Below are 13,609 nucleotides of genomic sequence, written 5' to 3'. Positions count from 1 at the left end.
AGGTTGGTTCGGCGATGACGGTGGACGCGCGGCCCGCTCTGGTCCGTATCTGCGATCCGGCCGGGCGCCCGCGCGGCAGCGGCTTCCTGGCCGACCGGGAGGGGACCGTGGTCGCCAGCCACGCCGCGATCGACGGCCTGGCCCGCCTGGTCCTGGTCACCCCCTCGGGCGAAAGCCGCTTGGTGCGGGCCGACGCGGTGACCGCGCTGCCGGACTGCGACCTGGCGCTGATCCACGCTCCCGGGCTGCCGTTGACGCCCCTGGTCATGGGCCACGACCGGACGGCGGCTCCCGGCGTGGCGGTCCGGGCGCACCTCGGCGCCTGGTCGGACCGCACGGTCGACGCCGTCATCGGCGGCGCCGCGGGCGCGGCCCCGGCCGACGGCGCCGGGTCGCCGGCCGTGCCGCTGGCCCTGTCCAGGCCCCTGACCGCGGCGCACTCGGGCAGCCCCGTGCTGCACGCCGCCACCGGAGCCGTGGTCGCCGTTCTCGTCGCGTCGCGCCACGACGCCGTCGCCGACGCGATCCCGCCGCGCGCCGCCGCGGCCCTGGCCCCGGACGGGCCGCTGGCCCGGCTGCTGCGCCGCAACGACGCCACCGTGCCCGGCTACGGCCAGGACCTCAACCTCGCCGGAGCCCTGACTCTCACCGCCGCCGCGCTCCCGGCTCCCGACGTCCGGCTGGAGCGGCCCGACGTGGCCGCCGCGCTCGCGGAGTTCGACACCGGCCGGGTCAGCGTGCTGAGCGTCGTCGGTGCCCCGGGCACCGGCCGGACCACCGCCCTGGCCGCGCACGCCGGGCGCCGCCGGCGCGCCGCCGACCCCGCGCCCACCCTCTGGCTGCGCGGAGCCGACCTGCACCAGCCCGACCACGGCCTGCGCGACGCGGTCGCCCGCGCGCTGATCGCCGCCGGCCGAGAGCTGGCCGCCGGGCCGACCGCCACCTGCGGCGACCCGGCGCACGTCAACGCCGACGTGGTGGCCCGGCTGGCCCGGGACCAGGGCCTGCCGTTGCTCGTGGTGCTCGACGGTCCCGAGGAGATGCCGGAGGCACTGGCCGGGCGGCTGCCCGAGTGGAGCGCGGCGACCGCCGACTGGCTGCGGACCGTCGGCGCCCGGCTCGCCCTCGCCTGCCGACCCGAGTTCTGGGAGCGTGCCCGGACGCTGTTCCCGCCCGGCATGCTCGACAGCCTTCCGCTGGGGGACCTCACCGCGGCCGAGGCGAGGCGGGCCCGTGAGGCGTTCGGCCTCGGCGACGCGGGGATGGCGCCGGGCGAGGACCGGCATCCGCTGTCCCTACGGATGCTGTCGCGGGTCCGCGCCGCGCAGCGGACCGACGCGGGCGGCAGACCCGACCGGCACGACATCTTCGCCGCGCATCTCGACCTCTCCGCGCTGCGGATCGCCGTGGCCCTCGCGGCCGGCGGCCGGGCCGCGTCGACCGTGGGCGCCCAGCGCCGCCTGGCCGCGCACGTCGCGGCGCGGCTGCACGAGGCCGCCCGCCGTTCCGTGGCCACCGGCGCCTTGGGCGCGCGGGTCTTCGAGACGCTGTTCCCGGGCCGCCTCGGCTGGGCCCGGGCCGTGCTGGACGAGGGTGTCCTGCGGCCCGCCGGACCCGGATACCGGTTCGCCGACGAGGAGTTCGGCGACTGGCTGCACGGCAGGCACCTCGATCTCGACGCCACCCTGGCCACGGTCGCGCGCGCCGCCGTGCCGCACCACCGGATCGGGCCGGTGACCTGGGCGATGCTGCACCTGTGGCGCGACCGCGGGCCGGGACCGTTGCGGCGCCGGTTGCGCTCCCTGGTCGATGACCTGACTGGCCGTCATGGCGAGGACCGGTGGGCGGACGGCGGCTGGTGGGCCCGGCGGCTCCTGCGCGACGTGCCGCTCGCGCTGCCCGACGCCGGCGCGCTGCTGCCCGAGCTGCGCCTGCTCGCCGACCGGATCGCGGCGGGCGCGATCGACGCCGGGCCGTTCGGGCCGTCGTTCTGGGACGGGTTGCGGCTGTCGGCGGCCGATCCGCTCGACCTGCCGCACCGGCTGCGCCCGGCGGGAGCGGCGCCCCGGCTCGGCGAGGCAGGCATCCCCCGTGGGAGTGAAGCCGGGTACCTTTGACCGGCAGGCCCACCCGGAGAGCAGCGAGGAGCGAGAACGGTGCAGCGCTGGCGTGACATGGCGGACATCCCCGACGACTGGGGACGCAGCGTCGTCACCATCGGTTCGTACGACGGGGTGCACCGAGGACATCAGCTCATCATCGGCCGGGCCGTGGCGTTCGGGCGGGAGTTCGGCGTGCCCACCGTGGTGGTGACCTTCGATCCGCACCCGAAGGAGGTGACCCGGCCGGGCACTCATCCGCCGCTGCTCGCCACGCACGACAGGCGGGCCGAGCTGATGGCCGGGCTCGGGGTGGACGCCGTGCTGGTGCTGCCGTTCACCCAGGGGTTCTCGCAGCTCTCGCCGTCGGAGTTCGTGGTCAAGCTGCTCGTGGAGCGGCTGCACGCGCGCGCCGTGGTCGAGGGCCCCAACTTCCGCTTCGGGCACCGGGCGGCGGGCACGGTGGAGACCCTGGCCGAGCTCGGCAAGACCTATGACTTCGACGTGCACGTCATCGACCTGTTCGCGCCCGGCGGCGCGGCGGACGGGGAGCCGCTCTCCTCGTCGCTGGCCAGACGGCAGATCCTGGAGGGCGACGTGGCGGGCGCCTCCCGGGTCCTCGGCCGCCCGCACCGCGTCGAGGGCACCGTGGTCCACGGAGCCCACCGCGGGCGGGAGTTGGGTATCCCCACGGCGAACCTCGACACCGTGCGGTACGCAGCGGTCCCGGCGGACGGCGTGTACGCGGGATGGCTTCTCACCGAGGCGGGGGAGCGGCTGCCCGCCGCCGTCTCGGTCGGCACCAACCCGCACTTCCACGGCACGCGGCGGACGGTCGAGGCATACGCGCTGGACCGGACCGACCTCGACCTCTACGACCAGTGGGCCGCCATCGAGTTCCAGTCGTTCGTGCGCGGCCAGGAGTCGTTCGACTCGCTCGACGCGCTGATGGAGCGGATCGCGGAGGACATCCGTCAGGTGCGCGGGCTGACGCGCGAGGGCTGACCCGGCCGGGCCCGCCCTCGCGTCGTCGGGCTCAGTGCGGCGGGGCCTGCGGCGGCTGCTGCGGCCAGGGGCCCGGCTGCTGGGGATACCCGTACGGGGGCTGCTGCTGGGGCTGCTGGGGTGGCTGCTGCTGCGGATAGCCGTACCCGGGCGGCTGCGCCGGGGGCTGGGCGTGCTGTGGGTAGCCGTAGCCCTGAGGGCCCTGTCCCTGTCCCTGTCCCTGTCCCTGTCCGGGCAGCGGGGGCGCCATGTGTGGCGGCATGCCGCCGTCCGGCGTCCACAGCCCCTGCTCCTGCTGCACGCGCGCGAAGTCCTCGGCGATGAGCGCGGCGAGATCGAAGTACGCCTGCCGGGTCTTGGGCCGCATCAGGTCCAGATCCAGCTCGGCGCCGGCCGCCAGGTGCTCGTCGAAGGGCGCCACCACCACGCCGCGGCAGCGGGTGCGGAAGTGGGCCACGATGTCGTCGACCTTGACCAGCCTGCCGGTCTCCCGGACACCGGAGATCACGGTCACGCTGCGCCGGACGAGATCGCCGTACCCGTGCGCCGACAGCCAGTCCAGGGTGGTGCTGGCGCTGCTCGCGCCGTCCACCGAGGGCGTGGAGACGATGATGAGCTGGTGCGCGAGGTCGAGCACCCCGCGCATCGCGCTGTACAGCAGCCCGGTGCCGGAGTCGGTGAGGATGATCGGGTACTGCTTGCCCAGGACGTCGATGACGCGCCGGTAGTCCTCGTCGTTGAACGTGGTGGAGATCGCCGGGTCCACGTCGTTCGCCAGGATCTCCAGGCCCGACGGCGCCTGCGAGGTGAACCGGCGGATATCCATGTAGCTGTTGAGATAGGGGATCGCGCCGACCAGGTCCCGGATGGTGGCGCCGGTCTCGCGGCGCACCCGGCGGCCGAGTGTGCCGGCGTCGGGGTTGGCGTCGATCGCGATGACCTTGTCCTGGCGCTCGCTCGCGAGGGTGGCGCCCAGCGCCGTGGTCGTCGTGGTCTTGCCCACGCCGCCCTTGAGGCTGATCACCGCGATGCGGTAGCACGACAGGACCGGGGTGCGGATGATGTCCAGCTTGCGCTGGCGGTCGGCGTCGGCCGTCTTGCCGCCGATCCGGAAGCGGGACGCGGGCTTGCTCGCGGGCTGCGAACGCGGCCTGTTCCGCCGCTTGTCCTGCAACAGGCGGTCGGAGGAAAGCTCGACGGAGGCCGTGTAGCCCAGCGCGCCCGGCTGCATCTGGCCCGAGTACTGCTGTGGGTCCGGCCAGCCCGTGGTGTCCCGTTGGTCCTGCGGGGCGGCGGGCGGCAGCGCGGGCCGGCCGGACCGCGGCGCGGGGGGCTGCGGGAGCTGCTGCGGCGGGGGCTGCGCGGCGGCCGGGTCCGGCTGATACGCCTGCGCCTGCTGCTGCGGGAACTGCGGCGGCGCGGGCGGGCCGGACTGCTGGGGGAACTGCGGCGGCGCGGGCGGGCCGGACTGCTGGGGGAACTGCGGCGGCGCGGGCGGGCCGGCGGTCGGCTCCGGCTGCTGCCCGAACGGCTGCGGTGCGGGCGGCTGGGGAAGCGCGGGCTGTCCGGCGGCCGGGTCGGGCCACTGCCCGAACTGCTCCGGCACGGCGGCCGACTGGGGGAGCTGCGGCAGCGACGGCTGTCCGGGGGCCGGCTCCGGCTGCCACGGCGCGGGCGGGCCGGGTCGCGGTGGGGACTGCGGCGGCTGCGGCGGCTGCGGTGCCGCGGGCCGCTCCTCCGCGGGCACGGACTGGCGCGGGAACGGCTGGGCGGGAGGGAACGGCTGTCCCGCCGGGGCGGGCGTGCCCAGCGCGCTCCTCGGGTCGGTCCCGCCCGCCGGCGGCGGGGCCGGCGTCTGGGGCGCCGCCATGCCGGGCGGCATGGGGAGGCCCAGCGGCGGGGCCATGAGGCCCGGCTGCGACGCTTCCGCGTCCAGCGGCTCCGGCCCCTGCTCGTCCTCGGGCTCCGCGTCGAGCGCGGGCTCGGGCATGGTGGCCGGGCGCGCGAACTCGACCTCGATGCCGCGCTCCTCGGGCTCCTCCGGCCGGTCGGCGCGCACCGGGGCGAAGACCACGGCGTGGTCCGACAGCACGGGCTCGGCGCCGGCCACCTCGCCGGTCGGCGTCTCCGCAGCCGGCTCCGGCTCCGGTGCGGGCGCGGGCGCCGGGAAGGCCGGCGGCGGGGCGGGTGGTGCCGTCGGCGGCCTGAGCTGGAAGTCCGGCGGCAGCGGCGGCAGTCCGCCCGGCGGGCTGGGCGGCGGCGGGGGTGTCGGCGTGGCCCGCGGAGCGTCGGCCGGCGCTGCCGGAGCGGCCGGAGCGGCCGGACCGGCCTGCGGCGGCCCGGAGAACTTCATCGTCTCCCCGCTCACCACGTCACCTGGCCCCGCCGGGGGCGGACCCGCGCTGGGCGGCTCCGGGGCGGCGGCGGGCTGGGGCGCGGGGGCGGCGGTGTCGTCACCCGTGGCGGCACCCCCGCCCGAATACCAGGCGGGCGGTGTGTAGTCGATGGTGAACTGCCCCGTGCTCTCCGAGTCCTCCTCAAGGAGCTCGTCATCGGGGCGTTCGTCGGCGGAGGTCTCCTCCGCGGTGCGAACCCTGTCCCGGTCGCTGTTCACGACGCCTCCCGCTCCTGATATTGCTTTCCGCTCCGCGCGCCGTGGGGTCGCTGTGCGCAAGACGGGCCGGACCCCCGGGCGGTTCCCTCGACGTGGGCTCAGGTCATTGCCTCTACGACACTGGTGCCGCGCCCACCCTCACCCTAATCGCCCCCCGCGAACTCCCCTATACCTCCCCTCGCGGCGAGGGCCACCCCGCCGTGCGTACCGGGGCAAAGGGGGCGTCCGGCCGGGCGGAACGGACGAGTCGCTTCAGGCGACCGGGTCGAGGCGGCTGGGATTCCCCAGCAGCCCCGTCTCGCTGTCCGTCGGCACCATTCTGACCATCCGCCGGGAGGTCCGCGTGCACCACAGCGTCACATTCTCCGCGAACGTCGACAGGGCCTCCACCTGCGCCTCGGGCAGGGCCATGACGCGGCCTATCAGCCGGGCCTCCTCGGGGGAGACCTGCTGCACCCCCACCAGCGCGGCCCGCTCGATCAACCGGGGGGTCACCGGGCCCACATAGGGCAGCAGCGTCAGCACCGGCTGCCAGGGCGCGGACGCCACCCGCCCGCGCGGCGGCCGGATTCCGCAGTCCCGGATCACCAGCACCGGACTGCCCAGCGTGGCCCCGAGCGGCGGCACTTTGCCGACCTCGTGCAGCGTCATGCACTCCAGGCCGCCGTTCGCCGCCTGGGCCAGCCGCGTCCACAGCTGCGGGCGGCCCGTCTCCACGGCCACCCGCACGCCGGTGGCGACCGCGCGCAGCGCCAGCACGTTCGCCGTCCAGACGCCGCCGATCAGCACCATGTCGAACGGCACGGGATGGTGGATGCCCAGCACCGCCGGCCGGGCCCGGCCGTCGACGCCCACGATGATGCCGTCGTCGCCCACCGGCAGCGAGAGCGCCGCCAGCTCCCCCGCGGAGAGCACGTGCCCCGCGCGGCCCATCAGCGCACCCCGCCCAGCGGCAACGTCGCCTGGACGCCCGGCAACTGCTGCCGGTCCATCCGCGCCAGCCCCACCCGGGCGGCCCGCGCGGCCCGCAGCAACTGACCGCCGGCCACCCGCAGCTCCTCCTCACCCCGCCCGGTGATCCGCACATGGCCGCTCAACTCGACCGCGCCGCGCCCCCGTCGCCGCAGGGTCAGCGCGAACGTCGTGGCGAAGGCGGGCAACGACGTCAGCAGCGCCACCAGCCCCGGCAGCGGCGTCGCGTCGGGACCGAGCACCGGCCAGCGCGCCACCCGGAACGTCGAGTGCCACCGGTCGTCGCACCGCCAGACCCGCGGTCCCTCGGCCGTCCGCCGTCGCCGCGGCCCGTCGCCGCGGCCTATCAGCGTCGTCGCCGCCGGGTCCGAGCTGGTGCACGCGGCCACCGCCGACAGCAGCTCGGCCTGCGTCAGCACCGTCGCCGTGAAGCCCGCACCGGTCAGCCTGCTCGCCAACTGGTCGGCGGCGCGCGCCAGACAGCGCTGCGCGCCCACCAGGCCGCCACCGCGCTCCGCGACCGCGCGTGGGCACAGCTCGGGATCCAGCCGCAGCGCCACCCAGGTCAGCCGCAGCGCGGGCGCGGCGGCCCCTCGCTCCTGGAGCAGCGCGTAACTCGTCCCGGCCACCGAGCGCTCCGGCAGCGTCGGCGCCGGGGCGGGCTGCGTGTACTGCACCGACTGCACGGACTCCAGACTGATGCCGTCGGTCTCCAGCGCGTCGTGGAGCAGCGACAGCGGCAGCGGCCTGACCGCGTGGCCCGGCTGGAGCGGCGCCGGCGCCGCCTCCACCCGCAGCACCACCGTCAGCGTCCCGCCATCCCCGGCCATGCCGACCTCGCGCCGCTCCCGGCCGCCGCGCCCGCCGCGCGCCGCGAACGGATAACCCCGCAGCCCCGGGCGGCACTCGGCGGCCAGCGAGAACAACGGGTCCTCGCCCGCGGGCAACGGCACCGCCGCCGCCCGCCGCCTGCGCCGCAGCGCCAGCGCCGAGCCGATCCACACCGGCAGCGGCTCCCCCTGCCGCCAGGCGACGAGCACCAGCGCCAGCAACGCCACGGGCACCACGGCCAGCGCGCCGAGCAGCGGGCTGTCCGCCGCCACCGCGCCCAGCACCAGCCCGCCCGCGGTTTGGAGACACAGCAGCGGCCACAGCGGAAGCAGCCCGCCGGGCCCGGGCAGCGCCCGCGGCGCCACTCCCCGGGCCGACCGGTCCGCCCCCGCCCTCGCGGCCGTCGCGGCAGTCGCCATCCTGGGCCCCCCTCCTGACAGTGAGCGCTCCGTCACCCGGCATAGTAGATCCCCGGACTGACAGCCCGTTCACGGGCACGGGGAGGAGCGGTCACCCATGGCGTCGCGCAAGGACGAGCTGAACGCCTACACGTTCGCGAAACGGCGCACTGTCGCGGCGTTCCTGCGGCCCGCGTCGACCGTCACCGAGGAGGGCGCGCCGCGCCCGCTGCGCGCCGTCCTGCCGGGGATGATTGTCGGCGCGCTGATCCTGGCAGGCTTCGGCGCGTGGGGCATGTTCCGGCCCGCCGTCCCCGAGGGGTGGGACGAGCCGGGCGAGAACGTCATCATCGGCAGCGACTCCACCACCCGCTACGTGGTGCTGGAGACCGGCGACCGTGCCCAGCTGCACCCCGTGCTCAACCTGTCGTCCGCGCGGCTCCTGCTCGACAACCCCGGCGATCTCAGCATCGTCAGTGTGGACGAGGAGGAGCTCGACAGCGGGACGATCCCGCGCGGGCCCACCCTTGGCATCCCCTACGCGCCCGACCGCCTGCCCTCGGCCGAGGAGGCCGGGGAGGCCAAGCGCTGGGCCGTCTGCCAGCAGCCGGGCGGCGGCGAGGGCGGCGTGCAGCAGGCCGTGTTCATCCTCGCGGATCGGGACGCCGCGCGCGTCGGGGGCCGCGAGCGGCTGACCGGCGGCGACGTGCTGTTCGTCCGCTCGACCGAGGACGACGGCGCGCTGTACCTGGTGGACCCGGCGGGCACCAAGTACCGCCTGGACGAGCGGGGCGACGAGCTGGATCTCCTGCTCCTGCTGCTCACCCGGGGGGAGCCGCAGCCGGTCGGCCAGGAGTGGCTGGAGACCTTCCACGACGGCACGCCCATCGCCTTCCCCGACCTGCCCGGCCGCCCCGGGGACCCGGCCGGCGTCCCGGGACTCGCCGCCGAGGCGAACCTCGTGGGCATGGTCCTGCGCGCCCCCACCGGCGGCGGGCCGCAGCAGTACGTCGTCCTGCCGGAACAGGTCGTCCCCGTCTCCGACTTCACCGCGCGGCTGCTGCTCGGCAGCCGGGCCCTGGACTTCCTCGGGCAGGCCGGCGAGCCCCTCGACGTCGGCGCGGCGAGCTTCGTTCCCAGCTCGGCCGAGGCCGCGCCCGACCACGGCCTGGACTGGCCCGCCGAGCCGGTCACCCAGGTCAACGTCGGCGCGCGCGACACCATCTGCTCCGTCCTGCTCTCCGTCGACGGCGACGGCGGCACCGAGCAGGCCACCTGGGCCGGCGACGCCTACCCGGCGACCATCGCCTCCGGCGCCACCAGCGCGTACGTCACCCCCGGCACCGGCCTGCTCTACCGGCAGGTGGTCGGTGAACAGGCCGAGGCGGGCGGCGTCTTCCTCGCCACCGACACCGGGCTGCGCTACGCCGTCCAGGCCACCGCCACCGGCGAGGAGGCCGATCAGGCCCAGCTCAGGCTTGGCTACGGCGACATCAGCCCGGTCCCGGTGCCCGCGAGTTGGTCCACCCTGCTGCCGACCGGACCGCGCCTGGACACCGACAGCGCCAAGCAGCCCCAGGGATCGTGAGCACCATGTCCCTTCCCCGCACGGCCCGCACGGCGGCGGCCCTGGGCCTGACCGCCGCCCTCGGCGCCACCGGCGCGCCCACCGCCGGGGCGGCCGGCGCCGAGTGCGCGTTCCCCGCCGAGCCCATTGAGGAACGCCCCTGGCCGCTCCAGCGCCTGCTGTTCGACGAGCTCTGGGAGACGACCCGGGGCGAGAACGTGCGCGTGGCCGTCATCGACTCGGGCGTCGACACCGGCAATCGGCAGCTCACCGAGGCCGTCGACGCCCGCTCCGGCGCCGATCTCACCGGCGGGGAGGGCGGCCCCACCACCGACACCGTGGGCCACGGCACCAAGGTGGCCGGCATCATCGCCGCCCGCCCGCACGAGGACACCGGCTTCGTCGGTCTGGCGCCCGGGGCCATGATCATCCCGATCCGGCAGAACGACGCCCGGGGGAACGGCACCGTCCGGACCCTGGCCGACGGCATCGACCACGCCGTCGCGTCGGGCGCCGACATCATCAACATCTCCCAGGACAGTGAAGGCGTACCCAGCGACGAATCCGTGCTGAAGCAGGCCGTCGACCGGGCGTTGGCGGCGGACATCGTCGTCATCGCCTCGGTCGGCAACGACGGCGCCGACGGCCGCCTCCGCGAGACGTACCCCGCCGCCTACGACGGGGTCCTCGCCGTGGCCGCCTCCGACCGCAACAACGAGCGGGCGCCGTTCTCCCAGTCCGGCGACTTCGTCGGCATCGCGGCCCCCGGCGTGGACATCGTCTCCACCGTGCCGGGCGGCGGCCAGTGCGTGGACAACGGCACCAGCTTCGCCGCCCCCTTCGTCGCGGGCGTCGCCGCCCTGTTGCGCGCCGATCACCCCGACTGGACCGCGCCGGAGATCGTCACCCATCTCCAGCAGACGGCCGAACGCGCCATCCCCGGCCCGGACCCGTACATCGGCTGGGGCGTCGTGGACCCGGTCCGCGCTCTCACCGAGGACGACACCCGGCCCGCCGAGGCGCCCGTCCCCGACGAGGGGGTCGCCGCGGCCCCGGCCCCCGAGGTGCCGGACGTCGTGCTCGGTGAGACGCACGCCGAACGGGCCGAGCGCCTCGGCACGTTCGCCGTGCTGGCCGTCGCCGTCCTGGTCGCCGTCCTGGCGGGCGCGGCCCTTGTCCACCGCGACCGGCGGTGGCGCGCCCGCTGAGGACCGGCGGCGGGCGCGTCCCCCGCCGTGGCCGGGGCGGCACAGGTCCGGGCCCTGGACGGTCGACGAACCGGCCCACGCCGACCCCGACTACGCGGAAGGCGTCCGCACCGAGCACAGCACCTACCGCTGGCTCCGGGAACCGATGCCGGCGACCCGTCGGCTCCGAGATCGTCTCGGCGGATTTCCGGGAGCGGCCCTCGGGGCCCACACCCGCGTCAGACGCTGACCGCGCCGGGGCGGCCCGCCCTCACCCGGCGTCGACGTCGAACTCGCCGTCCCGCGCGCCCAGCACGAACGCCTCCCACTCGGCCGCGGTGAACCGCAGCACGGTGGCGGGATCCTTCGAGTTCCGCATGCCGACGCCGCCACCCGGCAGGTACGCGATCTCGACCTTCTCGTCCTCCGGGCCCCCGGGGGCGCTCAGCCACTCCACGCCGGAGATGTCCAGGGCGTACAGCTCGTTCTTCTCGCGCTCCTTGCGCGCGGCGATCTCTTCCGGAGTCTCGGTCGCGGCCATCGGCGCACTTTCCCTTCGCTCAGCGGGACATGGGGCGGGCGGAACGCCCGAACGTGATCGTAGCGCGGCTCACTGTCACCGCCCCACGCGCGGCTAGAAGCTCCGCAACCACCAGTCGGCGCCGAGCAGAAGCACGAACCCGGTGACGAGCACGGCCATCCCCAGCCGGGTCCGGCCGCGTCGGCTCATCTCGATCACGGCGCCGGAGAGGACGAACGCGGCGCCGTACAGACCTATGGACCGCAGGGACGAGCCGTCACCGAGCTGTATGACGAGCACGACAGCCATCGCGACCATCGCCGCGGCGGCGATGCCCATCCGCAGCCGGCGGGCCTGGCGCGGGGTGAGTCCCTGCTGAGTCGATGTCACGGGAGCAGCATAAGCGTTCGGTCTCGCCCGCCCCTCGCCCATCCGGCGCATTCGGCGGATGATCCGACCTTTGTGGCAACTGCGTTTTCTTTGACGGGTGTTCACATATCCGCCTTGCGTCGCCCTCGGCGTCACCGCTTAGGATGGGTGGCCCACGGTGACTGAGGGGGCACGACCTGTGGAGGAGGGGTGGGGTGAGCGATCCGTACCAGTCGACGGGTCAGCCTGATCTGTATCTCGCGGACGGAGAGCTCGGAAGCTTCGTCGGGTGGCTCGACGAGTGCCTGGCGTCGCTGCGCGGCTCGGCACTGAGTCCCGATCAGATCGGTCGGCTCGACACGGCCGCCCATCAGTTCGGCGACCTGCCCGCGGCCGACGAGATCCACGCGCGGTACGAGGGGGTCCGCGCCCGTTTGGAGCGCTTCGTGCGCGCTCAGCAGGAGGCGATCGAGCTGCTGGGCATCACGACCCAGCTGGTTCAGCGCGATCTGGTGGCCACGGACGCCGACCAGGTGGACCGGCTGCGGCAGATCATGGCCGGCTTCGCATCGCTGTACGCCGACGACGGTGGTTCCACCACGCCGGCCGGTGCCTCACCGCCCGGTGGTGGGGGCGGCGCGCCGCCCATGGCGCGGTGACAGGGGAACGGGTGACAGGGGAGGGGAAGGGGCATGAGCGAGTTCGACCATCAGTCGCACGAGCTGCTGGCGGCGATGATCGCCGAGGGGAACCCCGGGGCACTGACGGATCGCGGTCACTTCCTGCACGAAGTCGCCCCCCACTTCGCCGAGGTGGGCGAGCTGATCGCGACCCGGATGGCCAACCTGGAGTGGCGGGGCGAGACGGCCGACGCGATCCGGGCCTGGGGAGAGCACTTCCGCCGTGAGTCCATGGCCCTGGCCAAGTACGCCATGGTGATCAGCAAGAGCATGGTGGAGGCCGGTCAGGCCCTGGCCGAGGCGCGGTCCTCCATGCCTCCCGCCGGCCCCCTCTCGCCCCTCGCTCCCACGACCGGGGAGCCGAGCCTCCTGGAGCAGATCGCCGCCGAGCCGGAGCGGCAGGAGGCCATCGGTGTGATGGAGCGCCTGGCGTCCCGTTACCGGGCCGCCAACAGCTTGCTGGCGTCGGCCGACGAGCCGCGGTTCCAGCCGCTGGAGATCAGACCCGAGCACGTCCGGCTGCCGTCGGGTGCGGAGAACGGTCCGTCCTCATCCGGCGGCGGGCCCTACGCGGCTCCGGTCGCCTCGGAAGCGGGTCCGCCGCCGGGCGGGGACGCGGCACCGGCGGGGGGCGGCCGGGCCACCCCGTACGCGCCCGCGCCGTACGCCCCGGACGGGCCCGGCCGGGGCGGCTTCGGGGCGGCCTCGACGCCGGGCGTCGTGTGGCCGGCGGACAGTGGGATCGGGACCTCGCTGGACTCCGTGGGTCCCGTTCCCGAGGTGGCGCCGCCGGTGCCGACGGTGAGTCCCGTCCCGTCGGCCGGTCCTCATCCGGACGGCCAGGTCGGCCTGGCGACGCCGCCCGTTCCGCCGCCCACGGGGGCCGGGGGCGGGCGCGTTCCCCCGGGGCCCGGCGGGACCGCCCGGGCCGTCGGCCGTCCCGCCGTTTTCGGCACGGGCACCGGCACCTCGGGCACGGACCCCCACGCGGCGGGCCGCCCGGCACCCGCGGTCGTCGGCACCGGCGGGCAGGCGCCCACGGGGCGGCCTCCCGTGGTCGGCATGCCGACCACGGGAGGAGCCGTGCCGCTCGTGCCGGGCCACCAAGGCGTCGTCGGGGGCATCCCGCGCCCGGCGGAGCGGCTGATCCGGGGCGTACCGCGGGGCGGGGTCGTCGGTCCCGGGGCCGTGCCCGCGGTCAGGGATCCGGCGACCGGGGCCGTGCGCGGCACCGGAGGCGGACTGGTCGGCAGGCCGGCCGGACGCGCCGGCGAGACCGGGACGGCGGGCCTCCGGGCCACCGGGGGCACGGCCCGCCGCCGGAGCAGGCGGGAAGACGACGACCGACCGGGGAAGGACATCTGAGC

At 75.9% G+C, this 13,609-nt stretch carries 11 protein-coding genes; 6 read left to right on the top strand and 5 right to left on the bottom strand.

Annotation, left to right across the window (positions count from 1 at the left end):
- Positions 1–14: 14 nt before the first annotated feature.
- The gene (locus OIE51_RS06765; protein WP_326596242.1) at positions 15–2,117 is read left to right on the top strand and encodes a hypothetical protein; all 2,103 of its coding nucleotides are present in this window, start codon (positions 15–17) and stop codon (positions 2,115–2,117) included.
- Between the two features lie 39 nt (positions 2,118–2,156).
- On the top strand, positions 2,157–3,104 hold the full coding sequence (locus OIE51_RS06760; protein WP_326596241.1) for a bifunctional riboflavin kinase/FAD synthetase: 948 nt from the start codon (positions 2,157–2,159) through the stop codon (positions 3,102–3,104).
- Positions 3,105–3,135: 31 nt separating this feature from the next.
- Here the strand turns inward: OIE51_RS06760 and OIE51_RS06755 are convergent, their stop codons facing one another.
- From OIE51_RS06755 to eccE, 3 genes are all read right to left on the bottom strand, one after another.
- Positions 3,136–5,718 carry an SCO5717 family growth-regulating ATPase gene (locus tag OIE51_RS06755; RefSeq protein ID WP_326596240.1) on the bottom strand — a complete coding sequence of 861 codons (2,583 nt, stop codon included), beginning with the start codon at positions 5,716–5,718 and terminating at the stop codon, positions 3,136–3,138.
- A gap of 252 nt (positions 5,719–5,970) precedes the next feature.
- Positions 5,971–6,651: a hypothetical protein gene (locus tag OIE51_RS06750; protein WP_326596239.1), complete on the bottom strand. Its 681-nt coding sequence runs from the start codon at positions 6,649–6,651 to the stop codon at positions 5,971–5,973.
- Positions 6,651–7,940 carry a type VII secretion protein EccE gene (eccE, locus tag OIE51_RS06745; RefSeq protein WP_326596238.1) on the bottom strand — a complete coding sequence of 430 codons (1,290 nt, stop codon included), beginning with the start codon at positions 7,938–7,940 and terminating at the stop codon, positions 6,651–6,653. The genes OIE51_RS06750 and eccE overlap by 1 nt, the downstream gene beginning before the upstream one ends.
- 97 nt (positions 7,941–8,037) lie before the next feature.
- Between eccE and eccB the strand changes: the two genes are divergently transcribed.
- Positions 8,038–9,507 (top strand): type VII secretion protein EccB, encoded by a 1,470-nt coding sequence (gene eccB / locus OIE51_RS06740; RefSeq protein WP_326596237.1) that lies wholly within the window; start codon positions 8,038–8,040, stop codon positions 9,505–9,507.
- Between the two features lie 5 nt (positions 9,508–9,512).
- Positions 9,513–10,694 carry a type VII secretion-associated serine protease mycosin gene (mycP, locus tag OIE51_RS06735; protein ID WP_326596235.1) on the top strand — a complete coding sequence of 394 codons (1,182 nt, stop codon included), beginning with the start codon at positions 9,513–9,515 and terminating at the stop codon, positions 10,692–10,694.
- A gap of 250 nt (positions 10,695–10,944) precedes the next feature.
- Here mycP and OIE51_RS06730 read toward each other — a convergent pair whose 3' ends face one another.
- Positions 10,945–11,214 (bottom strand): DUF397 domain-containing protein, encoded by a 270-nt coding sequence (locus OIE51_RS06730; protein ID WP_326596233.1) that lies wholly within the window; start codon positions 11,212–11,214, stop codon positions 10,945–10,947.
- Positions 11,215–11,307: 93 nt separating this feature from the next.
- Complete coding sequence (locus tag OIE51_RS06725; protein ID WP_326596231.1) at positions 11,308–11,583, bottom strand: hypothetical protein; 276 nt, start codon at positions 11,581–11,583, stop codon at positions 11,308–11,310.
- 194 nt (positions 11,584–11,777) lie between these two features.
- Between OIE51_RS06725 and OIE51_RS06720 the strand changes: the two genes are divergently transcribed.
- On the top strand, positions 11,778–12,221 hold the full coding sequence (locus tag OIE51_RS06720; protein WP_326596230.1) for a hypothetical protein: 444 nt from the start codon (positions 11,778–11,780) through the stop codon (positions 12,219–12,221).
- Between the two features lie 33 nt (positions 12,222–12,254).
- Entirely contained in the window at positions 12,255–13,607 is a 1,353-nt protein-coding gene (locus tag OIE51_RS06715) for a hypothetical protein (protein ID WP_326596229.1), read from the top strand.
- Positions 13,608–13,609: the final 2 nt, after the last annotated feature.

Source organism: Streptomyces sp. NBC_01803 (assembly GCF_035917415.1).
Lineage (GTDB): Bacteria > Actinomycetota > Actinomycetes > Streptomycetales > Streptomycetaceae > Streptomyces.
This window is presented reverse-complemented; position numbering and strand designations above follow the sequence as displayed.

Coding starts and splice junctions, on each gene's coding strand:
- OIE51_RS06765 (WP_326596242.1), top strand. CDS start 15: ATGACGGTGGACGCGCGGCCCGCTCTGGTCCGTATCTGCGATCCGGCC.
- OIE51_RS06750 (WP_326596239.1), bottom strand. CDS start 6,651: ATGGGCCGCGCGGGGCACGTGCTCTCCGCGGGGGAGCTGGCGGCGCTC.
- eccE (WP_326596238.1), bottom strand. CDS start 7,940: ATGGCGACTGCCGCGACGGCCGCGAGGGCGGGGGCGGACCGGTCGGCC.
- eccB (WP_326596237.1), top strand. CDS start 8,038: ATGGCGTCGCGCAAGGACGAGCTGAACGCCTACACGTTCGCGAAACGG.
- mycP (WP_326596235.1), top strand. CDS start 9,513: ATGTCCCTTCCCCGCACGGCCCGCACGGCGGCGGCCCTGGGCCTGACC.
- OIE51_RS06730 (WP_326596233.1), bottom strand. CDS start 11,214: ATGGCCGCGACCGAGACTCCGGAAGAGATCGCCGCGCGCAAGGAGCGC.
- OIE51_RS06715 (WP_326596229.1), top strand. CDS start 12,255: ATGAGCGAGTTCGACCATCAGTCGCACGAGCTGCTGGCGGCGATGATC.